Consider the following 20,583-nt stretch of genomic DNA (forward strand, 5'->3'; position numbering starts at 1 on the left):
GGCCGGATCCCCATTTTTTCCTTTCCATTCTCCTTCCTCTCCGGAAATTCTCTCAAAAGAACCTATGAGAAAGAAAATACTTCTGCTCGGCTCAGGTGAGCTCGGAAAAGAATTCGTAATCGCAGCCCAAAGATTAGGCCAATATATAATTACAGTCGATAGTTACGATGGAGCACCCGCAATGCAGGTCGCTCATGAAAAAGAAGTCATCGATATGCTGGATGGGGACGCACTAGATAGAGTCGTTGCCAAACATAAACCCGATTTGATCGTTCCGGAAATCGAAGCAATCAGAACCGAAAGATTTTATGAATATGAAAAGCAAGGTTACCAAGTGGTTCCGAGCGCTAAGGCTGCAAACTTTACGATGAACCGTAAAGCAATCAGAGACCTTGCTTCTCAAACATTAGGCTTAAAAACAGCCAAGTATAAATATGCATCTACATTAGAAGGATTGAAAGAAGCAATTTCAACCATAGGAATTCCTTGCGTTGTAAAACCTTTGATGTCCTCATCTGGTAAAGGACAGTCCGTCATTAAAACGGAATCAGATATCGAACCGGCTTGGATCGCTTCTCAAACCAAAGGGAGAACTGGTGCTTCGGAGATCATAGTCGAGGAGTTTATCTCCTTCGAATCTGAGATCACTTTATTAACTGTGACTCAAAAGTCGGGAAGAACTTTATTCTGCCCTCCAATTGGTCATAGGCAAGAAAGAGGAGACTATCAAGAAAGCTGGCAACCTACAGAGATCAGCGATTCCCAACTTAAATCAGCTCAAGAAATGGCGGAGAAGGTCACGAAAGAACTAGGTGGCGCAGGTATCTGGGGAGTAGAATTTTTCTTAACAAAAGATGATGTCTATTTTTCAGAACTTTCTCCAAGACCGCATGATACTGGAATGGTTACTTTGGCCGGCACCCAAAGTTTTAATGAATTTGAATTACATGTTAGAACTGTTTTAGGTTTGCCAATTCCTGAAATTCTTTTGGTAAGAAGAGGAGCAAGCGCTGTAATCCTAGCTCAAACTGAAGGCCAGGTTCCAAATATCCAAGGACTCGATAAGGCTTGTGAAATGCCTGAATCTGATCTTAGAATTTTTGGAAAACCGATCACCAAAAAATATAGAAGAATGGGAGTGGCACTTACTTATTCTGATAAAGATGAATCCATCTCTATGCTTCGCAAAAGAGCAGTATTGATCGCATCTAAGATCAAAGTGGATTAATACAAAACGGACCCGGCTTTAAGTCGGGTCCGGTACCATGTTTCCATAATATTGCAAAAGTTCAGGTTCTAATGCCTTGATCAGACCATTTTCTTTTTTGATAAACTTTCTGGAATTTAAGACCTTGAGTCCTCTTTCTAAAATTTCAGAAACATCCTTAGTCAGATAATTTCCTTTTCGTGTGAGGATCATTTCTTCTATCATTTTGCTAAGATCTGAAGCGCTGATCTCTCCATCCGCTTCCATCAAAAGTTTTGCTACTATATGGTTTGGAAGAATTTTATGATGAGCTTGCCAGTATCTGGAAATCTCCATCGAGATAGAAAGAGTGGGATCATCTTCTTGTATATATCTCGAAACCGGGATCGGCTCGCAAAGATCCATATACACCTCTGTTCTTTTGAATAAGAAATCTCTGAAAGAAAGATGAGTGTCCTTTCCGGCAAACTCCACATCTTCCGGAACGTTCTCGTAAGATAGAACAATAGGAACTACAATCACTTCGCTTCCTGTATGTTTAAATGCATCTACAGATGTGGAAAGAATTCCTGTTTTGATCGGAATGATGCCGCCGGTTCTGGATCTAGTTCCCTCTGGATATACCAATGTAGGAATTCCAGCTTCGAGCATCATTGTAGAGTACTGGGTCAAACACTCTAGATATAGAAGGTTCCGATTTCTTTTGCGATCCACCATATAAGCTCCAAGGGATTTTAAAACCCTAGCAAGCCCAGGAGTCCCCATTACTTTTTTATCAGCAGCATATCTTGGAACAGGAAGCCCAAGCCATCTCAGACCAAAAGCTACTTCGATAGAATCTAAATGAGATCTATGAGTTGGAGTGTATAAAATATCGTACCTAGAAGCAAGAGCTTTGATCTCCTTTATGTTTCCGCCGATCTTAGGAAGGCCTCCTCCGGGCTTAAAACCACCTATTGCAAAACGCGCAGGAGCAACTAAATGAATCAAAGATTCTCTAAAGAGTGGGCTATATTCATCTGCTATTTCAGAAACATAAAACTCTACTAGACGTTCTATATTTCTGCTCTTTCCATTTTCATAAGCTACTTCCGCTTCTTTCCATAATTCAATTTCTTTTGGAAGAAGCATCAGGTCTGTTCCAGCTTCAGTCTCTACGGCTTCAGTATATCTCTTCTCCAAAGACTTGATCTGCAATCCAGATTGTTTTAAGATCCTATCTGATAATCCAGGTTGAGAATGAACGTGTCGAAGCACCCTTCTTCTTAATGCTTGTTGGAATTCCTTCCCAGATGCCAAAGATAAACCAAATCTTTTACGAGCCGTCCTGGAGATATTTCTGATATCGTCGCTTGTAGATTTAGAAACGAATCGGATCATTTCCGTTGGAGAAACCTTTCTAGTAAGTACTTCAAAAAGTGTTGTAAAAAGTGGGAGCTCCACTTTCTTCTCTTCCGCAAGATCCAGAATAGTAGAAAGTGCATAGGCTCCTTCTACGTGTGTTTCACTCTGGCTCATCTCTTTTTGGATGAATTCTTTTGGATTTAAGAATAACTCGATTCTTTCGAGTAAATTCGGAGAATCCTCCCCAGAGATCAACTTACGAATAAATCTTTGTCCATAAGCCCTATTCCGACTGGACCTGGAAGTTGCAGTAGTAATCAAATCTGCAAGTCCGAATTCCATTGCAGGTTTTATGGGAAGTTCTAATGCATTTAATAGAGTTATTATTTCTGAAAAACCTAAGCTGATCAATTCGCCTTCGAAATTGGATCCACATTCTGGAATTCCATTCACAAAACCACAAGCGATCGCGATCGGATTTTTCATCACTCCGAATAATTCTAAAGTTCTGATATCTTCAAAAGTTTTAATATGATTTCTGGGTCCTGAAAAAAGATCTTCCATAATCTCGGAAGCTCTTTCACCTGTGGAAGCAATAGAGAAAAAGCTATGTTTTCCTTTAGCCATCTCGGAGAGAAGATTAGGCCCTGCCACGGCAACATATTCCATGTTCAAATTTTCTTTCATCTCTCTAACTTTGATCACGTAGTCGGAGAATGTAATAGCGTTAGTTTTTTTACGAGTAGAAGTGGAAACCAATCCTTTGGTGAAAGAAATGATAGTATGCTCTTCTTGTTCTGAAAGATAAGAGGAGATCCTATCAATCACATTTTCCTTTTGTCTGGAAGGAACTGCGATAACGATGATCCACGAACCTTGAGATAAAAAATCGAAATCGTTTGTAACGATAATATTGTCAGCAAGGGGAACAATTTCTTCCAACAGCTCAGCCGATCTATCTTTTTGAAGGCGATCTGACTTTTTCTTATCGAAGTACCAAAGAAAAAGCCTGTCCGCTCTTTCGGCTAAGGATACAGAAAGATGAACTCCCATTGGCCCGCCCCCGAAGACGGCGATGTTTTTATGACGGACTCGAGTTTCTTCCAATTCGTTCATCTATTCATTCCAATTTTAATTTTTATATCGGGATACTTTTCAATAAGACTAGAGGAAGAAAACCAATAAAATTTCTCTACTTTTACGATTGCGTTTCCTGATGAAACCGAGAGCTTAGCGGAAAGCCGATCTCGGTGACTAAATTCAGACTATTTCCCAAAATGAAAAAAAGACTTATCATACATTTTTTCTTTATTTTAATTTTGGATCTCGTAGTGATCGATTGTTCAACTTACTGGTCTCATAGAAAAAAAGATTTAGCGGATGTTTTCACTGCAGGAGTAGAAACTCCAGGTTACGGACTCGGAGTTAGAATAGGACCTCTTGCTACGGGATTTGTTTTTCAAGGTGGAGAATCTGAGCCAGGTAAAAGAGACTTAGGCACAGGATACGGATTAAGAGGCGGAAATTACGGACCTTATAGATCTCAACAATTGATCTTCGGATTTTTAGGAGGAGAGAAGTTCCACTCCATGCCTCCAAATGAAACTTCTCCCAAAAAAGAAGAAACCAAAACACCTGAATCAAATTCTCAAACTGATAAAAACTTTTTATTACTTCCCGAAAATCCGGAATCGGAACAAGACCCAAATCCTACTCCTGAACTTTCGGACGAAAGATTAAATTCTAAAAGTTATGAAATCCGATATTTACGTTTTTATAATAATCCAGTTTCTGAAAGAAGAAAGGCCAAAAAAGAAGCATTCTTTCGAAAGTACTTAGAAAGTTTAGATCCTCAAAAAAGGAACGAAGCAATCCAGTCATTCTTAGCCCAAAATCCTAAAAACAAAGACAATTATCCTTCTGCATTTTTGTTCGAAGTGGAATTATATATTTCTATTCGATACGGTATTAGAGTTGGATTTAACTTCGGTGAATTTTTAGATTTTCTTTTAGGGTTCGCTGGGATCGATTTGATGGAAGACGATATCTGAAAATAAAAAAGGCCGCTTTAAATCACGGCCTTTTTTTGGATATAGATCAATATTTGAATCAGAGTTTGTATTCGTACTTTTTGATCACACCTTTTTTGTCTACGATCACTTTGATATATTTAGTGCTATCATCTATCCTGGAAGGTTTATCTGCCAAAGTTTTGTAAGAATTCTTTTGGTAAGTAGTAGATTCAAAATACCATTCTAAAACAGATCCGTCTTGAGTATTCTCTTCGAAAGTAGGAGTTCCTAAAACAGCTTCTGCTTTAATTCTTTTATCTCCTTCTTTAACCATATTCGCTTCTACAACACGAATGTCAGAATTCGGAACGTAAGCCGCCTCCGATTTTTTTTGATCGGAAGAACAAGCTCCGAATATAAGTACCGCAGCAAATGATATCGCGGATAATTGACGTTTCATTCTTAACTCCTTAGCGCGAGCGCACTATTTAAAAAAGCGGCTCTATAGTTTTCGATAAAACGGATTTGTCACGCCGAATTTCTTAATTTTTGTTCTAGGATAATAAGAAGGTCGTCCAGATCTCGTTTCAGGCCTTGTACCTTTTCAGCAGTGAGACCCGATTCTTCCAACAAGCGTTCCGGAATACAAACCGCTTTTTTTTGCAATTTTTTTCCTTTTGCGGTTAGGCTAACCACAAGAGAACGCTCGTCCTGATCAGATCTGTCTCTCGTCAAAAGACCTGAAGATTCCATTTTTTTGAGTAAGGGAGTTAGGGTTCCAGAATCCAGAAATAATTTTTCTCCAATTTCTTTTAGAGGAATTTTGTCCGTTTCCCAAAGAACCAGAAGAACAAGATATTGAGGGTAAGTAATATCAAACTCCTCCAAAAGCGGCCTGTATAATGCAGTAACCGCCCTGGAAGAAGCGTAAAGTGGGAAACAAATCTGTTTCTCTAACTTTAAGGATTCGTAATTCACTTGGAAAGAAGTTCCTCGATCTGTTTATCCAGTTTTTCTGGAGGAGTCATTGGAGCGAATCTTTTGATCACGTTTCCTTGTTTATCGATCAAGAATTTGGTAAAGTTCCACTTAATGGATTTTCCCAAAAGCCCTGGAGCTTGTTTTTTAAGGTATTGATAAACAGGATGAGTTCCGTCTCCGTTTACTTCTATCTTTTTGAAAAGTGGGAAATTCACGCCGAAGTTTACCTGGCAGAAGCTTTGAATCTCTGCGTCACTTCCTGGCTCTTGGTGACCGAATTGGTCGCAAGGGAATCCTAATATTTCTAGACCCTTTCCTTTGTACTTATCGTACATTTCCTGAAGTCCTTTGTATTGAGGAGTAAATCCGCATTGGCTTGCGGTATTGACGATTAATAAGACCTTTCCCTTATAATCTTGTAATTTCTTTTCTGATCCATTGTTTAAAGTAGCGGTTAGTTCGTATAAATTCTGGGCCACAGTTCGGCACCTCCTAATTACGTAGTAAATAGATTGCATACAATTTAATTTTGTTCAATCTTTTTTAGAAAAATTCTAAAACTTTTCCTTTTAAAAGACGGATTTATAATACCTGGGTCTAGTTTAAAAGTATCGCTACTTGGATTTTCCCGTAAAATAAATCCAAGGATTCTTCTTGTTCTCCAACATAAATGAAGAGGAATCCAAAATGAATATAATCTCTTTATTCCAAGGACGAGAACAACTCCCAGTGCAAGACATTGAGTACGTCGCTGCAAATTGGGAGGCGGCTATCTTAGTATGTAGCAAATGTGCAATGAAGATAAAAGGCGAAACAGACGGTAAAAGAACCAGACTCAAATCGGAATTAAAAGACGCTCTCCGCTCGGAAGGGATCAGAGATATTAGAGTATTAGAAGTCGGCTGCTTAGATGTTTGTGAAAGAAATAAGATCGCTATCGTTTTCAGTGAAAACCCTAAGTTGAGTAAAAAGATATTACTAGTCCCTCCGGGAATTTCAGGCAAAAAGCTTCTTCCGAAAATATTACCGGATCGATTTAGATCTTAATGGAAAGTGAGAAGATGAACATACGATCTAGTTTAGATGTATTATTCTCATGAGGATAGATAGAATCCATGGATCTTCTGTATTGGTAAGTAAATCTTACTAAAATGGCGGGGTCAGGATGATAGTCTAAAGTAGCAGTTGCACCGCTTGTTTGGAAACCGTCTTTTGTGTTTGTAACGACGATCATTTGTTCTCTATCCAAATATCTTTCTAATCGAACACCGATTCTCCAGTCAGGAAAGAATCTATATGCAAGCCATAAGTTTCCTACATAGGTTTGTCTAAACGCAGTACCGTCTCTGCGAACATAAATTGGACCCTCAGGGGTATAGATCAAATCTTCTCTACTTGCTCTTTCCTGATAAGCAACATCAAAGGAAGAAGCTAACGTAAGTCGTTGGAATGGTTTCCATTCTGCGATGAAATTATTATAATATCTGGTTTCTTTCGGAGTAGTAGTTGGTTGTTCATTTCCAATAAAAGTATTCCAACGAAACATCAAGTTTCCTAAAGGGTTCCATTCTAATCTGAAACCTCCGGAGATATCCTTATTATTGTCTGTAACTACTTGGTATCCATTATTCAAATGAAGTTGATAAGAAACCTTATCACTTATCTTTCCACTCAACCTAGCCCCCGAAACATAATATGGCACGTAGTCTAGTGAGAAAGCACGAGTATATACAAAGTTTTCATGAGAGATCCACGACTCGTATCCCAAATGCCCGAAATAAATTCCTGCGTCCAACCACGTGGACTTTCCCAACTTAACTCCTCCGTAAGCTTCTTGCATATTACGAATAGAAGTCTCGTTAGAAGTTTTTCCGGTTGTTCCTTCACCTGAGTAATTAGCTACGACAGAAGTACCGTATTGGACAGCAAATCTTCCCCTGTATTTATCTGTTTCTACCTTAGCGTCTAGGTAAGCTAAATTTATATTGTACTCGTTTGTTCGTGTTGCTTGAGTTGTGTATTGTAGTTCTTTTGATGCTGGACGGTTTAAACTAGCATTATAATAACCATCCACAAAAAAACCGAATTGAATTGGAAGAATTAGATCTTCTTTCTTTTTAGGATTCAATTCTTCGGTTTTAAGGCCGTCTATTTCTTCTTCTTTTATTTCCGAAGACTTTTTTGGGTCATTCTTTTCTTCTTTGTTTTGAACGATCTTGTCTTTTGTTTTACCAGCAGTTTCTTGGACCTGAAGTTCTTCTGAAAAAATAGGTCCCGAAAAGAAGCAAATACAAAGTAAAAAAATGAATCTGGCCAATCTCAATTTAGGAATCATAAATTTTTGATTATTTTAGAATTGTTTATCATCTACCCATTTTTAACCGAAAGATATTTCTTAACGCAAATCTTATGAAGAAACCAATTTTTCCTCATATTAATCCTAAATAATTATAGCGTTTTCTAGTTTGAGAAGAAGAATCATACACAGGAAAAGTGGTTTTATTACCTATCCGTAAAATGTCTAATGAAAATTAATCCAAATCAAAAGGAAGAGCATTGATGGAAGAGAAAAGTCTACTCGTTACTGCCATTATTCTACTCAGTACAGCAGTTCTATGTGTTCCTATTTTCAAAAAATTAGGAATAGGATCCATTATAGGTTATGTCGTAGGAGGGATTTTGATTGGCCCACATGGAGTCCGACTCGTAACCGGTGGGACTGAGATCTTGCATTTTGCAGAGTTCGGTGTGGTCCTTCTTCTGTTTTTGATCGGGTTGGAACTTAGACCTCAGACTCTTTGGGTACTCAGAAAACCGGTTTTTGGGATGGGATTTTTCCAAGTTGCAGTCTCCTCCATTTTATTAGGCGGATTGATCGGTTATCTATTTCAATTAGGATTAGTTTCTTCGATCATTTTAGGAGTAAGTTTATCACTATCTTCCACTGCATTTGCTCTTCAATCTTTGGCGGAAAAGAACCAACTAAATACCTCTTACGGAAGGTCTGCTTTTGCAATTCTTCTCTTCCAAGATTTAGCTGTGATCCCAGTGATGGCAATTCTTCCTTTAGCAGCTTTGGAACCTGGACAAGCCACTCACAATGGATTAAATTTTTATAAATTAGGAACTGCGATTGCAGCAATTCTTTTGGTCATCTTAAGCGGTCGTTTTTTAATGAGACCTCTTTTTAGAATGATCGCTGCCACTGGAAATCACGAAATTTTCGTAGCTCTTTCTTTGGTATTGGTGCTCGGAGTTTCTTTTGCAATGGAGAAGGTCGGGCTTTCCATGGCACTCGGTTCGTTCTTAGGAGGAGTGCTACTTGCAGATTCCGAATACAGACATGAGTTAGAAGCAAACTTAGAGCCTTTTAAAGGATTACTATTAGGTTTATTCTTTCTTGCAGTTGGAATGTCGATGAATTTGGAAATTCTGATTAATCATCCATTCTTAATTTTCGGTCTGGCAGTCGGATTAATGTCCGTCAAAGGGATAGTTCTTTTTGTATTAGGAAAGATCGCAAAACTTACTTCTGATTCTTCTTCCAATCTTGCAGTCAGCATTTCGCAAGGTGGGGAATTTGCATTCGTAATCCTAAATGTTGCTGCTCAACTAAGCGTTCTATCTAAAGAAACTACGGATTATTCTATCGTGATCGTTACTGCTTCTATGATACTTACTCCTTTTGTAGGGATCATTAAAGAAAAAATAATAGATCCTTATTTACACGAAGAAGAGGAAAGGCCAGCTGATCCTATTTACGAAAAGAATAGAGTGATCATTGCAGGTTTCGGAAGGGTCGGACAGATCATCTCGAGGATGTTATATCTACATAAGATCAAATTCACTGCATTGGAGCATAATGCTGATCAGGTAAATGCGGCCAGAAAATTCGGACACAAAATCTATTACGGTGATGCAAGCAGGTTAGATCTATTAACTGCTGCAGGAGCTGCGCACGCTGAAATACTTGTGCTTGCCATCCAAGATGCAGAATTATCAGTAAAGATCGCTAAAATGGCTAAGGAGAACTTTCCAAACTTACGGATTATAGCAAGAGCAAGAAATAGATCTCACTATTTCGATCTAATGGAACTTGGAATCGAAACTATACGCAGAGATACGTTTGCTTCTTCTTTAGAACTTGCAGAAGAAACTTTGAAAGATCTTGGATTTTTACCTTCGGAAGTAAAATATTTCATCCAAAAATTCAGGGATTATGATGAAGGAATGGTCAAGGATCAATTCAAACTCAGACATAACGAAAAAGAACTGATCGCTTATTCTAAAAATGCAGTTCGTCAATTGGAAGAAGCTTTTGCTGCGGATATGTTACAGAAGGAAGCTTCTTAAGGGCACGGATCTCGGTAAGCATCTAAACTTTGGTTTTTCAAAAAACCAGATAAACGAAGAGAGATCGACTGAGAACAGAAATCGTTCTTAGTCGTGCCATTCTCTGTGTATTCAATCTGAAAAACTGCAGAACCTTTGTTTGGAAATGCTTCTTCTAAATTACACCAACCATCATCATAACAACTTTCAGTGACCGCCCAATCAAAGTTTCCGATCAGATTTGGGATTTGGTCCGGATCATTTTTTAAACCGACTGACATTCCTCTAAAATGGGCTAAATCACTAATCCAACGATTAAATCTTATCTGATCGCCTGCGCTCAGAGGAAAACCTGTATCATTTTGATACCCATCCAAATTATCCGGATCGATGCCATCACAACCTTTTGCCTTAGCCTTATCAAACCTTGCAGAAAGTATTGGACTCAAAAGGTCGATACGTCTGATATCCAACCACTGTTCATCCGGATAACCACTATAAACATTTCCTAATACTTCAGGAGGGAATTTAGAAGCATCCGATCTGTAATTTTCATAAGAACCTACATCTATATAACAAATCACTCTTTTACCAGAAGCATGTAATCTTTGGATCACGGTTGGATCGGAATCAGTTAGGTCCGAATCTATATCAAACACTTGCGCATCCACAGATTCATCCAGAGTATCTGAAAATTGGATTTGGAAAGTGGTTCCAGGAGATGGTATCCAAACCCTAGTCAAAAGAAATATTAAGATAGAATCTCTTTCTCCATTGGAATGATGTTTACAAGAACTCAAACAAAGGAGGATGCCCAGAAGTAAAAAAGAAAACGCCCGAAAAGAGACCATCGTTATAGCTGGAAACCCCAGTTATAACGATTAGAAGATAAGATTCAGAAAATTACTTCTAGAATTTAAGATTTGAAATATGAAAAATGATCAAAGATCATCCGCTGGATTAGAAGTGGCAGGTTTTTTAATTCCCACTAATAGGCTGGAAAACTCAGCAGCCTTCCATACACCCTTAGCATTTCTTTTTACAGTCACAGGCCTTGGAGTATCAGCTCCGGAAGAAGGAAGAAATAATTTCTTCTGCCCCGATTCCTCCGTTCCACTAAAACGATTCGAAGTCAGTGTAAAATTATAAGGAGGGTTAGAAGGTTTATAACCATTTTGGAAAGAAGATCCTGGCAGATAGGAACCTATCAGATAAGGATGTTGCTCTAACTGCCTTTTTACTAAGTCGATCGTATTCCTATTGATATTAAAACCTTTGTATCCATTAGGAGAATTATCGGAAATCAAAGAGTTAGCATCCAAGCATATGATCAACGCCTTCTTACCTTCTTCTGCATTTTTAGAATAAATAGAAAGTGCGGCTAAAAGAACAATCACCGCTCCTTGAGAATTACTTGCATTCGCGTCTCTAAATGATTCGAAAGAAGTAAAATCTGCGGGCCAAGAATTTGCAGTCACATTATAGGTTTCGTTTTGAGCGGATAAGCTCCCCACAAACAAGATCATCCATAGAATAGAAACATATTTTAGAATTCGGTTCATAATCGCACCACTGGTCAAAAGAATGAGGTCAGATTTAGGTCAAAACCTGAATCAAGTCGAGTATAAAGTTCTAAACTTAATATAGATTAATAATTTTTTTACCAAAATAGGCGGCTTCATTTTTAAAAGCGAAATTATCATTAAATCCGGAATGACTCTTTAGAAATTTAGAAGAATTCCGAACTATTAAAAAATCCATTTAGGAGAACAGACCCGAATGCAAAAACTATTGATATTAGTTTTACTTTTCTCTGGAAAGGCTTTACTTTCAACCCCTTTAAAACCTTCCTCCATTTGTAATTTTCCTGTTGGAGCATATCAAGGTCCTTGGGGACTCGTTCCTGACTATTCAAGTTTTCTAGGCTGGTTATCTGAAAATAAAATCGGAAAAAAGAATTTAGTCCGAATCAATAGCAACAAATATCATATCGAAACAAAGGTGATAAAATTCGGAGATACTAAATCAAAACAAACAGAAATCTGCATAGAGAAATGTATCCGCCTAAATCCCAATCGTGGTGAAAATTCTCCAATAGACTTATCTAAACGTCGAATTCTATTTTGGGAAGATGTGAATGGAGCAATGATTGGATTCGAATTAGTGAATCCCAAAGGTAGATTAGTTATAGTTACCTGCAATCTTTCAGATGCTCCAGTTTCAATAAATTGGATCCGATTCGAAAAAGGGATCAGAGTCTGGGAAAGAACTGAGGGATTATTTTTAGCAGATGTTCGAGGGAATATTTTTAAGAACGGAAAATATGACTGCTTAGGCGAATGTAAATTTAATCCAAAAGAATCTTGGCTTCTTCACCCTGAGCTAATCCCAAACGATTTTGCAGATTCAAATTTTCATGAACTATTTCCAGGAAAATAACAAACATTTAAATCCATAAAAAATCTTGAAGACTTGCGTCAGACGGAGAAAACCTGGTCCATGTCTTCTAATATCATATTCTCCGGTTTCCTAGCAAGTTTAGCCGCAGGGCTCTGCACTGGTCTCGGGGCAGCAGGTGTTTTTGCGATCAGACAACTTTCTACAAAATTAGAAGACGGGCTTTTGAGTTTTGCGGCGGGAATTATGCTCTCTGCATCCTTCTTCTCTTTATTACTACCTGCATTAGAGATTGGTGAAATTCATTTTCAGAACAAAAGTTCTGCTGCTGGTATTGTAATTTTAGGGCTTCTATTCGGCGTCGGTATTCTATTTCTAATCCATAAATATTCTCCTCATGAACATTTCATATCCGGAAAAGAAGGACCTGATACAAAAGCGCTTAGCAGGATCTGGTTATTTGTAGTAGCAATCACTCTTCATAATTTTCCAGAGGGAATGGCAGTAGGAGTTGGAATAGCAGGAGACGGATTGACTTCAGGCCTTTCTCTTGCAACAGGAATTGGTATCCAAAATATTCCAGAAGGATTGGCAGTCGCAGTGTCCCTTCTATCCGTAAAATATTCTAAACTTCAATCCTTCACAATAGCATTCTTAACAGGACTGATAGAGCCGATTGGAGGACTAGTCGGAAGTTTTGCAGTTTCCATCGCTGGTCCGATGATGCCATGGACTATGGGATTTGCAGCAGGTGCGATGTTGTTTATTATAGTTGGAGAGATTATTCCTGAAACTCATAAGAGAGGATTCCACGACTTCTCCGCTTTGACACTAATCTTTGGGTTTGTATTTATGATGTATTTAGATACGATTTTTGGGTAAGGAGGAAGGAAAAGTCAGAATCTTACTTTTGAATTGTGGACTCGACCTCTACGCAATTTCGTTTTGATTTAAGGGGGAAATTTTTGCGGGCAGAGGGACTCGAACCCTCACTAGAAGCTTGGAAGGCTACGGTGCTAGCCATTACACCATGCCCGCGATAGACAAAAGTCAGTTTTTGGTTGGTGGACGAGATGTCAATCGAAAAGAATGTTTTTTAAGTATGTGGGAATCTGAGCTTCAAAATTGGGAAAATATCCTTCCGGCGTTCAAGACGTATCGGGATGAATTCCGTAATATCTATCATCTTAGGAATATTGGAAGTGTATTGCATTGGGACATGGAGATCGGTATCCCAAGCGACGGCTTAGGTGAAAGAGGTGATCAACTTAGTTTTCTTTCCGGACTTGCTCATAAATCTTTTATCAGTGATTCATTTCGCAGTTTAGCGGAGAAAGCAAGAGAAGAAAATTCTCGCTCTGATGCTCCGGGTAAATCTCTTAGAGAAAGAGAACTGCATTTATTATTCAAAGATCTGGATCGTTCTTCTTGTTTGCCTATCTCTTGGGTGGAAGAATTTTCCAAGGTTACAAGTCAGGCTCATTCTATTTGGGTAGATGCAAGAAAGAAGAATGATGCTTCTTCTTTTCTTCCTATCTTACAAAAGATCGTAGATCTTGTATTTCAGAAGGCTGACTATTTTGGTTATTCTACGGAAGCGTATGACGCTCTTTTAGATGAATATGAACCGGAAGCAAAAGCTTCAGGCTTAGAAGTTCTATTCGCTGATCTTAGAAAATCTTTAGTACCTCTAATTGCGAAAGCAAAAGATGCAGAGTTTCCTTTTCAGGGAAATTTTCCGATCGATTCTCAGATTCCTTTTAATACAAGTCTTCCTGTTCTTTTGGGTTTGCCTGAGTCAGGATTTCGTTTGGATTCCAGCGCTCATCCATTCTCTACTTCTTTAGGTTCTTTTGATAAAAGGATCACAACACGTTACGAAGAATCTGATCCACTTTCTTCCGTGTATTCCGTTTTGCATGAAACTGGTCATGCTTTGTATGAGGCTGGAATTTCTTTAATTGTGGGAGGTCCTTCTCCTTTAAAAGATTCCGTTTCTTTAGGTGTTCATGAATCTCAGAGCCGTCTTTGGGAAAACCAAGTGGGAAGGTCCAAAGAATTTTGGCAAGGGATCTATCCTCTATTTCTGAAGAACTTAGGAATCTCCGAATCTTCCCTCCCTTTTTCTAAACTTTATTCTTTTGTGAATAAATCCAAACCCTCTTTGATCAGAGTAGAAGCAGACCAGATTACTTATAATCTACATGTGATCTTACGATTCCAAATTGAAAGGGCAATTTTCAAAAAGGAACTGGCTTTAAAAGATCTTTCAGATGCTTGGAAAGATGGAATGAAATCTTTGCTTGGTGTAGATGTTCCGGATGATTCACAAGGATTTTTGCAGGATGTTCATTGGAGCGGCGGGGCCTTCGGTTATTTTCCTACTTACTCTTTGGGAAATATTTATGCGGCCCAACTCTATTCCGCCTTCGTCTGTCAAAATCCTAAGTTTAAGGATGAATTGAAAAACAGAGAAACTTCTTCTCTCCTTAATTGGCTTAGAAAACATGTTCACAGTAAGGGTAGGAGTCTGGAAGCAAAGGAACTCATCCGACAAGCAACCGGAGAAGAGCCAAACTCCAAATACTTAGTGGAATATTTGGATTCTAAGATCAATGAACAAGAGGAAATATGAGCGGAGAAGATAAGGAAGAATTAACTCTAAAATCCTTCGAAGAATTGTCTTTCTTTGATAATCTTGCATTGTTTTATTTATGTAATGAAACTCCTCCGCAAACCTTGGCACTTGCGTTCTTGGTTGGAGATAAAAAAGTTTGCGGTTCTATGTTAGGAGTTATGGATGCAAAACGTAGGAAATTTGTTCATGAGCTAATGTCCAAACAAAACGATGTTCCGGATGAAAAGAAACATGCAGCAGCTCAAGGACTACTTATCATTGCTGATGGATTGATACAAAGGAACCTGATCCGCAAACAGGGAAAATTTTATTTCGGAACAGAAAGGGCAGGCTCTTAAATAAGAACTATTCTTATCTCGGAGTATAATAAATAACTGCTACTCCAAATAAGGCGATCAAAGATCCTATGATGTCATATCGGTCTGGTTGAAACCCATCCATCTTCCAGGCCCATAACAAAGACATCACAATAAAGAATCCACCGTAGGTAGCGTACACTCTTCCAAAGGAAGAAGATTGTAAAGCGGCGACTACTCCGTACAAAGCTAAGATCAATCCGCCAATAATCAGATAGACTACTGATTTGGATTCTTTGTACCAAAGCCATACAAGATATCCGCCGCCTATTTCACAAAGACCTGCGAATATAAAGATCATTACCGATTTAAAGTATTCCATATCATGATTTCTTTTTGAAAGGCTGTTTTTTAGAAGAAGAAAACTGATCCGAACCTTATCTAAACGACAGATTCGGATCTCGAAATTTTTAGATTAAAGGACGACCAAGCATCGCATTTACAAAAACTGCTCCTACCAAGATTGCATAACCTATAGATACAATTTTAACACTAAAAGTATTCCAACTTTGTTTAATCGCTAGGAAAGCGAATAATGGAAGAACTTGTAAAGCATGGATCCCCACAAAATGCGCGATACGAATATCTCCACCATTTACACTCCAATTCACTAGCGGTAATCCTGGACCTCCGTCAGGAGCACCTACTGCATGAGCGAGTCTCGCAGATATAAAAACACCGATCACAGAAGCAATTGTAAAGATCCAAAGAGAGAATCTAACCGCAGTTAACACTCTAGGATCCAACTTGGAACCCAGAAGTTTGAACTTTCTATCCATCAAAATTGCGACTGGTATCATAGGAAATATAAACATTCCCATGATACTATAGATGGCTCCGTCAAATGCAGATGATTGGTTAAAGTGAGATTGCACTCCTCTCGCAGATTGAAAAGTAATCAGCACCAATTCCACAGCTGTGGAGATCACAAAGTATTTTTCAACCCTATCTCTAAACGTAGGAAAGTCTCCCAATAATTCCAAGAACCAAGCCATGGTCCAAAGAAAGATTCCAATCGAAACGGCAAACTTGATCGGTTTGATCCAAGTATTGACTCCTACTACAATTCTTGGATCTATTTGAGAAAGAAGAATGTAAACTGGTATTAAAAGTAAAGATACCAACCCAACATAAAAACTTAAGCTTCTATTCTTTCTTAAAGTACAGAAAAAACCTTCCGATTGAGAATGATTCGGATATAAAACATTAGATGCTTGCATGGTTTCCTCCTTTTCTCCAACGAACAATTTGAAATAATAAATAACCGATTGGTCCAAACATCAGTGTTAAAAATAAACAAGGGATCAGTATCCATTTGGAAATACCCAATACCTCTGCTTCTTTTGTTTCCCAAATTCCAACAAATAGGTCGAAGGCAAGATAGTGAACCCAACCTGCGAGTAAGACCCAAGGATTTTCAAACAGCTTAGTTACACCTTCCAATGATCCGAAATCGAATCCTCCCCTCGCATACAACGCAAGTATCAGCAAATACAATCCGGAAAGGACCAAAGGCCAAACCCCGTTTCTTACCAATAATTTAGTTACTCTAGCATTTGGAAGACCTGCGAGTAATAACCAGCCTATAATCGCAAAATTGCTAGCTAGTTTGAATGTTAATTCTGGAGTCATAAAACCTCTTAATTTCCCAGTTTGAAATGGGATTTACTTGAAAAATCTATTGTCGGTTCGAGAATGTTACTATTGGTAACACCGAATGTTACCAACGTCAACATTTTTTAGGAAATTTTTTATGCCTGCAAGGAAAAAAATGAAAAAGCCGGAAGGTTCTTATCATCATGGTAATTTGGCAGAAACCCTAAAAACATTAGCCTTAAAACGTCTAGAGAGTAGCAAGGATTCAACATTCACAATTAGGGAGATCGCAAGAGAAGCGGGAGTCAGCCATGCCGCAGCTTATAGACATTTTCCTTCTCATCGGGACCTTCTCGCTCAAATTTCAAAAGATGGATTTATAAAGATCACTGAAGAATTTACGAAAGCGGAAAATGCTTCTGATCCATTCGATCGATTGAAGAAGTTAGGCATTGCTTATATTTCTTTTTGTCTAGAGAATGTTGGCTATTATAGAGCGATGTGGCATATTGATCTTGGGCCGGTAGGTGATTTAGAAGATCTTGTAGAGGCAGGTAAAAATTCTTTCTTAAAACTTTGGGAAACTGTCCTAGTTTGTGAGTCTCAAAAGATCAATAAATTCGAAGCAAGAGAAATAGCAACTGCAGCCTGGTCATTGGTTCACGGATATTCTGTTTTACTCAACGAATGCCAACTGAATAATCCATTGCTGCAAATCGATAAGAACAACGCTTTGCAGGAAGCAGAGAAAATTTTACAAATTCTGGATTCGGGTCTAAAGAATAAATCTTATAAGTAAAATTTTACTCAAGATAGAAAATACCCTTCAAATATAATTTGCAGCTCCCTCCGATCCGAACTCTTTCTCCTCTATTCTCGCAAACTAAATTTCCACCTCTTGCGGAAGCCTGATAAGCATTCAGTTCCTTCTTCCCAAATTTTTCAGACCAATAAGGGATCAATGTGCAATGGGAAGAACCAGTCACCGGATCTTCTGGAACTCCTTTTGCTGGTGCAAAAAATCTGGAAACAAAATCGTAGGACCTCCCCTTGTCTGCGGGAGCAGTTACAATTGCCGCAAAGAATGGAAGCTTCTTCAAAGAATCATGATTTGGAACTAAATCTCTCACATCTGATTCTTTTTCAAAAACAAATAAGATATCACGAGCCTTCAGAATTTCTTTTGCTTTTATATTAAAGCAAGAAGCCACATCATCTGGAGAATATTCAGTCTTTATAGGAGGCCTAGCAGGAAAATCCAAATAGTATTTTCCATTCTCGCGATACACTTCCAGTATCCCGCTCTTCGTATGAAATTTTAAAGAAGAAGGTCCAGGTTTATTTTCTAATATTTCGTAAATTGCAAACGCAGTCGCAAGAGTTGCGTGACCACAAAGATCTACTTCTACACCCGGAGTGAACCATCTCAGATCATATTCTCCCTTTTCCTTTCTGGGACGAAAGAATGCAGTTTCTGATAAATTATTCTCAGCAGCAAGATCAATTAGTTTAGAGTCCGGTAACCAATCTCCTTCCCAGGGAACAACCGCTGCAGGATTTCCTTTAAATAAGGAATCTGTAAATGCATCTATTTGGAAGATCGTATATTCGGTTTTCATATTCGTAATTATCATTCCTTATTTTTGAAAAGGAATACAGTGACAGTTTTATTTCTTTTTTCCAATACAGAAAGAACAATACATTCGATCTTTTGTCTAAGAACAGTTAAACTGATCTGGTTAAAACAATATTGAAATCATATCTTCGGAGAATTAAATGAAAATCGGAGTTTTAGGCACTGGAATGGTAGGAGAAACCATAGGAAGTAAGCTAATCGAAAAAGGACACGAAGTCAAAATGGGATCTCGTTCTGCCACGAATGAAAAAGCTGCACAATGGGTTTCTAAATCAGGAAGTAAAGCTTCTCAAGGGACCTTCAAGGATGCAGCTTCTTTCGGAGACATTATATTTAATTGTACTAAAGGAGAGATCAGTGTAGAAGTTTTAAAATCCGCTGGAGAAGAAACTCTCAAGGGAAAAGTTTTAGTGGATCTAGCTAACGCACTTGATTTCTCTAAAGGAAGACCGCCCGGTTTAATTTTCGGAACAAACGATTCTTTAGGTGAAACGATCCAAAAATCTTTTCCGGATCTGAAAGTGGTTAAAACATTAAACACAATGAATTGTACAATTATGGTAAACGCTTCCAGAGTTCCGGGAGAGCATGATGTGTTCATTTGCGGAAACGATTCGGAAGCAAAAAAGAAAGTTTCAGATCTTTTAACAAAGGATTTTGCCTGGAAAAACATTATCGATCTAGGAGATATCACGGGTGCAAGAGCAACCGAAATGATACTCCCACTTTGGTTAAGATTGTACGGGACTTTCGGTAATACGGATTTTAATTTCCATATTACTAGATAGAAAACTTATTCTTTGTTTGAAAAAGCAGAATAGGCGATCGATGCCCAGCCGGTTAAAAATGCTAATCCACCAAAGGGTGTGATCGCACCTAAAACTCTAATCCCAGATAAAGAGAGTGCGTATAATGAACCGGAGAAGATTAAAATTCCAGTAAAGATGAGCCAAAATCCGATTCTTCTAAACTTGGAACCTGAAAGATTGCCACTTAGTGCTAAGACTAATAAAACTACTGCATGGATGAGATGATATCTTGCTCCTGTTTCGTAGATAGTAAGCAAGTCAGGAGTTAATATTGATTTTAATCCGTGGGCACCGAAAGCACCCAGAGCTACTGCTAAAAAACCTAAAATAGCAGATAAGAATAATGGAATAGAATTAGAATTTTTGGATGCCATAACTTTGAAACCTCAGACATTTTCTTCTGAATAATCCGAAGATATAGGCGGTGTACTCCACGTCCAGCCTACTATCGAATAAAGCTTCAATAGAATTCAACTTCATCTGCTCACCCAAGTCTTCATAAAAACTTTTGTTCCCGAATGTGAAGTGAATTGGAATGAATGCATCGTTAGACCCTCGTTTAATTGGAAGAAACAAACGTACACCAAATTGACAGCCCTTACTTTCTCCCTCGAATTTTACGATCCTATGAGCAGACCAATCCCATCCATCTAAAGATGTATGAAACATATCCTTATGCGGAAGAGAAGTTGTAGTACGAATATAACCGTCAAAACCGCCAGTCCTTAATTTAGTGGATGATTCTCCATAATGGATAGAAGGATCTCTAAAATTTGCACCATTCAGATGAACATCATTATCTGGTGGAATTCCGATCCCAGTTGGGAAAGGTTCTGGGTTCCTACGCACCAATGCCCTACCACTTGCTCCTATCTGGATGCAAGCCACCAAGTCAGATATGATCAGAAATAAAAAAAAGATCCGTATGTAAGGAGCAAGTTTCATTCTTTTTTCAGAAGTCTTTGAGGAAGTTTTACTCCAATTCCAGTCACTCTGGTACATTTTTCAAAATAAAGAGCGAATATAAAGGATTTGTAACTATAATCAGTCTGAACATCAAATAGAAGGTCCGCTTTATCCTTAATTGCATTTTGAACTGCGGCCTCGTAACTCTCGTCTCCAGTGTAAACCATCCAGAGCCAGCTAGTCCCGCAGGAAATACCTTCTAATTTTCCCACCGGTTCCATTCCTCTTACATCTGAATAACTTTGAGAATAGTACCAACCTGGAGATTTGATATTCGTATAAAGACAGTTCGTAAGGAACATAATCGCA

Annotated in this window: 24 protein-coding genes and 1 tRNA gene; 10 read left to right on the forward strand and 15 right to left on the reverse strand. The window is 38.4% G+C overall.

Annotation, left to right across the window (positions count from 1 at the left end; all coding sequences use genetic code 11):
* Nucleotides 1-64: 64 nt before the first annotated feature.
* On the forward strand, nt 65-1,228 hold the full coding sequence (purT, locus tag B1C82_RS10205) for a formate-dependent phosphoribosylglycinamide formyltransferase (protein WP_086448554.1): 1,164 nt from the start codon (nt 65-67) through the stop codon (nt 1,226-1,228).
* 18 nt (nt 1,229-1,246) lie between these two features.
* Here purT and B1C82_RS10210 read toward each other — a convergent pair whose 3' ends face one another.
* Nucleotides 1,247-3,667 (reverse strand): 1-acyl-sn-glycerol-3-phosphate acyltransferase, encoded by a 2,421-nt coding sequence (locus B1C82_RS10210; RefSeq protein ID WP_086447479.1) that lies wholly within the window; start codon nt 3,665-3,667, stop codon nt 1,247-1,249.
* 161 nt (nt 3,668-3,828) lie between these two features.
* On the opposite strand from B1C82_RS10210, the gene B1C82_RS10215 reads away from it, so the two are divergent.
* Nucleotides 3,829-4,602, forward strand: a complete 774-nt coding sequence (locus B1C82_RS10215; protein WP_086448555.1) for an LIC13411 family adhesin — start codon at nt 3,829-3,831, stop codon at nt 4,600-4,602.
* 58 nt (nt 4,603-4,660) lie between these two features.
* Here the strand turns inward: B1C82_RS10215 and B1C82_RS10220 are convergent, their stop codons facing one another.
* From B1C82_RS10220 to B1C82_RS10230, 3 genes are all read right to left on the reverse strand, one after another.
* Nucleotides 4,661-5,023: an LIC13410 family lipoprotein gene (locus B1C82_RS10220; protein ID WP_086447480.1), complete on the reverse strand. Its 363-nt coding sequence runs from the start codon at nt 5,021-5,023 to the stop codon at nt 4,661-4,663.
* Between the two features lie 68 nt (nt 5,024-5,091).
* Nucleotides 5,092-5,541 (reverse strand): MarR family winged helix-turn-helix transcriptional regulator, encoded by a 450-nt coding sequence (locus B1C82_RS10225; RefSeq protein ID WP_086447481.1) that lies wholly within the window; start codon nt 5,539-5,541, stop codon nt 5,092-5,094.
* A complete protein-coding gene (locus B1C82_RS10230) occupies nt 5,538-6,023 on the reverse strand; it encodes a glutathione peroxidase (protein ID WP_086447482.1) in 486 nt (161 codons plus the stop codon). Before B1C82_RS10230 ends, B1C82_RS10225 begins: the two co-directional genes overlap by 4 nt.
* 208 nt (nt 6,024-6,231) lie before the next feature.
* Here B1C82_RS10230 and B1C82_RS10235 point away from each other — a divergent pair, with 208 nt between their 5' ends.
* Nucleotides 6,232-6,591 (forward strand): hypothetical protein, encoded by a 360-nt coding sequence (locus tag B1C82_RS10235; protein ID WP_086447483.1) that lies wholly within the window; start codon nt 6,232-6,234, stop codon nt 6,589-6,591.
* Here the strand turns inward: B1C82_RS10235 and B1C82_RS10240 are convergent.
* Entirely contained in the window at nt 6,581-7,879 is a 1,299-nt protein-coding gene (locus B1C82_RS10240; RefSeq protein WP_086447484.1) for a porin, read from the reverse strand. The two genes, B1C82_RS10235 and B1C82_RS10240, sit on opposite strands and share 11 nt — an antisense overlap.
* Nucleotides 7,880-8,103: 224 nt before the next feature.
* Between B1C82_RS10240 and B1C82_RS10245 the strand changes: the two genes are divergently transcribed.
* Complete coding sequence (locus B1C82_RS10245; RefSeq protein WP_086447485.1) at nt 8,104-9,897, forward strand: monovalent cation:proton antiporter-2 (CPA2) family protein; 1,794 nt, start codon at nt 8,104-8,106, stop codon at nt 9,895-9,897.
* On the opposite strand, the gene B1C82_RS10250 is transcribed toward B1C82_RS10245, so the two are convergent.
* Nucleotides 9,894-10,676 (reverse strand): endo alpha-1,4 polygalactosaminidase, encoded by a 783-nt coding sequence (locus B1C82_RS10250; protein ID WP_199775750.1) that lies wholly within the window; start codon nt 10,674-10,676, stop codon nt 9,894-9,896. The genes B1C82_RS10245 and B1C82_RS10250 overlap by 4 nt on opposite strands.
* A 141-nt stretch (nt 10,677-10,817) precedes the next feature.
* A complete protein-coding gene (locus tag B1C82_RS10255; protein ID WP_086447487.1) occupies nt 10,818-11,438 on the reverse strand; it encodes a DUF6935 domain-containing protein in 621 nt (206 codons plus the stop codon).
* A gap of 217 nt (nt 11,439-11,655) precedes the next feature.
* On the opposite strand from B1C82_RS10255, the gene B1C82_RS10260 reads away from it, so the two are divergent.
* Together B1C82_RS10260 and B1C82_RS20820 are read left to right on the forward strand one after the other, a co-directional pair.
* A complete protein-coding gene (locus B1C82_RS10260) occupies nt 11,656-12,315 on the forward strand; it encodes a hypothetical protein (protein WP_086447488.1) in 660 nt (219 codons plus the stop codon).
* Between the two features lie 60 nt (nt 12,316-12,375).
* Nucleotides 12,376-13,155 (forward strand): ZIP family metal transporter, encoded by a 780-nt coding sequence (locus B1C82_RS20820; protein ID WP_086447489.1) that lies wholly within the window; start codon nt 12,376-12,378, stop codon nt 13,153-13,155.
* 84 nt (nt 13,156-13,239) lie between these two features.
* Here B1C82_RS20820 and B1C82_RS10270 read toward each other — a convergent pair.
* A tRNA-Gly gene (locus tag B1C82_RS10270) sits at nt 13,240-13,311 on the reverse strand.
* 64 nt (nt 13,312-13,375) lie between these two features.
* On the opposite strand from B1C82_RS10270, the gene B1C82_RS10275 reads away from it, so the two are divergent.
* Both B1C82_RS10275 and B1C82_RS10280 read left to right on the forward strand, forming a co-directional pair.
* The gene (locus tag B1C82_RS10275; RefSeq protein ID WP_086447490.1) at nt 13,376-14,908 is read left to right on the forward strand and encodes a carboxypeptidase M32; all 1,533 of its coding nucleotides are present in this window, start codon (nt 13,376-13,378) and stop codon (nt 14,906-14,908) included.
* On the forward strand, nt 14,905-15,249 hold the full coding sequence (locus B1C82_RS10280; RefSeq protein WP_086447491.1) for a hypothetical protein: 345 nt from the start codon (nt 14,905-14,907) through the stop codon (nt 15,247-15,249). Before B1C82_RS10275 ends, B1C82_RS10280 begins: the two co-directional genes overlap by 4 nt.
* Before the next feature lie 13 nt (nt 15,250-15,262).
* On the opposite strand, the gene B1C82_RS10285 is transcribed toward B1C82_RS10280, so the two are convergent.
* From B1C82_RS10285 to B1C82_RS10295, 3 genes are all read right to left on the reverse strand, one after another.
* A complete protein-coding gene (locus B1C82_RS10285) occupies nt 15,263-15,589 on the reverse strand; it encodes a YnfA family protein (protein WP_086447492.1) in 327 nt (108 codons plus the stop codon).
* Nucleotides 15,590-15,677: 88 nt separating this feature from the next.
* Nucleotides 15,678-16,487, reverse strand: coding sequence for a hypothetical protein (locus B1C82_RS10290; protein ID WP_086447493.1), 810 nt, complete (start codon nt 16,485-16,487; stop codon nt 15,678-15,680).
* On the reverse strand, nt 16,474-16,899 hold the full coding sequence (locus B1C82_RS10295) for an ABA4-like family protein (RefSeq protein WP_086447494.1): 426 nt from the start codon (nt 16,897-16,899) through the stop codon (nt 16,474-16,476). Before B1C82_RS10295 ends, B1C82_RS10290 begins: the two co-directional genes overlap by 14 nt.
* Before the next feature lie 121 nt (nt 16,900-17,020).
* On the opposite strand from B1C82_RS10295, the gene B1C82_RS10300 reads away from it, so the two are divergent.
* Nucleotides 17,021-17,662, forward strand: coding sequence for a TetR family transcriptional regulator (locus B1C82_RS10300; protein ID WP_086447495.1), 642 nt, complete (start codon nt 17,021-17,023; stop codon nt 17,660-17,662).
* Nucleotides 17,663-17,666: 4 nt separating this feature from the next.
* Here the strand turns inward: B1C82_RS10300 and B1C82_RS10305 are convergent, their stop codons facing one another.
* A complete protein-coding gene (locus B1C82_RS10305; protein ID WP_086447496.1) occupies nt 17,667-18,482 on the reverse strand; it encodes a PhzF family phenazine biosynthesis protein in 816 nt (271 codons plus the stop codon).
* A 157-nt stretch (nt 18,483-18,639) separates the two neighbouring features.
* Here B1C82_RS10305 and B1C82_RS10310 point away from each other — a divergent pair, with 157 nt between their 5' ends.
* Nucleotides 18,640-19,287 (forward strand): NADPH-dependent F420 reductase, encoded by a 648-nt coding sequence (locus B1C82_RS10310; protein WP_086447497.1) that lies wholly within the window; start codon nt 18,640-18,642, stop codon nt 19,285-19,287.
* Between the two features lie 5 nt (nt 19,288-19,292).
* Here B1C82_RS10310 and B1C82_RS10315 read toward each other — a convergent pair whose 3' ends face one another.
* Genes B1C82_RS10315 through B1C82_RS10325 form a run of 3 tightly spaced genes read right to left on the reverse strand, consistent with a single transcriptional unit; the run spans nt 19,293 to nt 20,576 of the window.
* Entirely contained in the window at nt 19,293-19,682 is a 390-nt protein-coding gene (locus B1C82_RS10315; RefSeq protein ID WP_086447498.1) for a DUF423 domain-containing protein, read from the reverse strand.
* Nucleotides 19,663-20,253: a hypothetical protein gene (locus tag B1C82_RS10320; protein ID WP_086447499.1), complete on the reverse strand. Its 591-nt coding sequence runs from the start codon at nt 20,251-20,253 to the stop codon at nt 19,663-19,665. Before B1C82_RS10320 ends, B1C82_RS10315 begins: the two co-directional genes overlap by 20 nt.
* Nucleotides 20,250-20,576 (reverse strand): TRL-like family protein, encoded by a 327-nt coding sequence (locus B1C82_RS10325; RefSeq protein ID WP_411550317.1) that lies wholly within the window; start codon nt 20,574-20,576, stop codon nt 20,250-20,252. Before B1C82_RS10325 ends, B1C82_RS10320 begins: the two co-directional genes overlap by 4 nt.
* Nucleotides 20,577-20,583 lie beyond the last annotated feature (7 nt).

The organism is Leptospira venezuelensis (assembly GCF_002150035.1).
GTDB lineage: Bacteria > Spirochaetota > Leptospiria > Leptospirales > Leptospiraceae > Leptospira_B > Leptospira_B venezuelensis.

Bases quoted from the DNA above. Each gene is read 5' to 3' on its own strand.
- purT (WP_086448554.1), top strand. From the start codon at position 65: ATGAGAAAGAAAATACTTCTGCTCGGCTCAGGTGAGCTCGGAAAAGAA.
- B1C82_RS10210 (WP_086447479.1), bottom strand. From the start codon at position 3,667: ATGAACGAATTGGAAGAAACTCGAGTCCGTCATAAAAACATCGCCGTC.
- B1C82_RS10215 (WP_086448555.1), top strand. From the start codon at position 3,829: ATGAAAAAAAGACTTATCATACATTTTTTCTTTATTTTAATTTTGGAT.
- B1C82_RS10220 (WP_086447480.1), bottom strand. From the start codon at position 5,023: ATGAAACGTCAATTATCCGCGATATCATTTGCTGCGGTACTTATATTC.
- B1C82_RS10235 (WP_086447483.1), top strand. From the start codon at position 6,232: ATGAATATAATCTCTTTATTCCAAGGACGAGAACAACTCCCAGTGCAA.
- B1C82_RS10240 (WP_086447484.1), bottom strand. From the start codon at position 7,879: ATGATTCCTAAATTGAGATTGGCCAGATTCATTTTTTTACTTTGTATT.
- B1C82_RS10245 (WP_086447485.1), top strand. From the start codon at position 8,104: ATGGAAGAGAAAAGTCTACTCGTTACTGCCATTATTCTACTCAGTACA.
- B1C82_RS10255 (WP_086447487.1), bottom strand. From the start codon at position 11,438: ATGAACCGAATTCTAAAATATGTTTCTATTCTATGGATGATCTTGTTT.
- B1C82_RS10260 (WP_086447488.1), top strand. From the start codon at position 11,656: ATGCAAAAACTATTGATATTAGTTTTACTTTTCTCTGGAAAGGCTTTA.
- B1C82_RS20820 (WP_086447489.1), top strand. From the start codon at position 12,376: ATGTCTTCTAATATCATATTCTCCGGTTTCCTAGCAAGTTTAGCCGCA.
- B1C82_RS10275 (WP_086447490.1), top strand. From the start codon at position 13,376: ATGTGGGAATCTGAGCTTCAAAATTGGGAAAATATCCTTCCGGCGTTC.
- B1C82_RS10280 (WP_086447491.1), top strand. From the start codon at position 14,905: ATGAGCGGAGAAGATAAGGAAGAATTAACTCTAAAATCCTTCGAAGAA.
- B1C82_RS10285 (WP_086447492.1), bottom strand. From the start codon at position 15,589: ATGGAATACTTTAAATCGGTAATGATCTTTATATTCGCAGGTCTTTGT.
- B1C82_RS10290 (WP_086447493.1), bottom strand. From the start codon at position 16,487: ATGCAAGCATCTAATGTTTTATATCCGAATCATTCTCAATCGGAAGGT.
- B1C82_RS10295 (WP_086447494.1), bottom strand. From the start codon at position 16,899: ATGACTCCAGAATTAACATTCAAACTAGCTAGCAATTTTGCGATTATA.
- B1C82_RS10300 (WP_086447495.1), top strand. From the start codon at position 17,021: ATGCCTGCAAGGAAAAAAATGAAAAAGCCGGAAGGTTCTTATCATCAT.
- B1C82_RS10305 (WP_086447496.1), bottom strand. From the start codon at position 18,482: ATGAAAACCGAATATACGATCTTCCAAATAGATGCATTTACAGATTCC.
- B1C82_RS10310 (WP_086447497.1), top strand. From the start codon at position 18,640: ATGAAAATCGGAGTTTTAGGCACTGGAATGGTAGGAGAAACCATAGGA.
- B1C82_RS10315 (WP_086447498.1), bottom strand. From the start codon at position 19,682: ATGGCATCCAAAAATTCTAATTCTATTCCATTATTCTTATCTGCTATT.
- B1C82_RS10320 (WP_086447499.1), bottom strand. From the start codon at position 20,253: ATGAAACTTGCTCCTTACATACGGATCTTTTTTTTATTTCTGATCATA.
- B1C82_RS10325 (WP_411550317.1), bottom strand. From the start codon at position 20,576: ATGTTCCTTACGAACTGTCTTTATACGAATATCAAATCTCCAGGTTGG.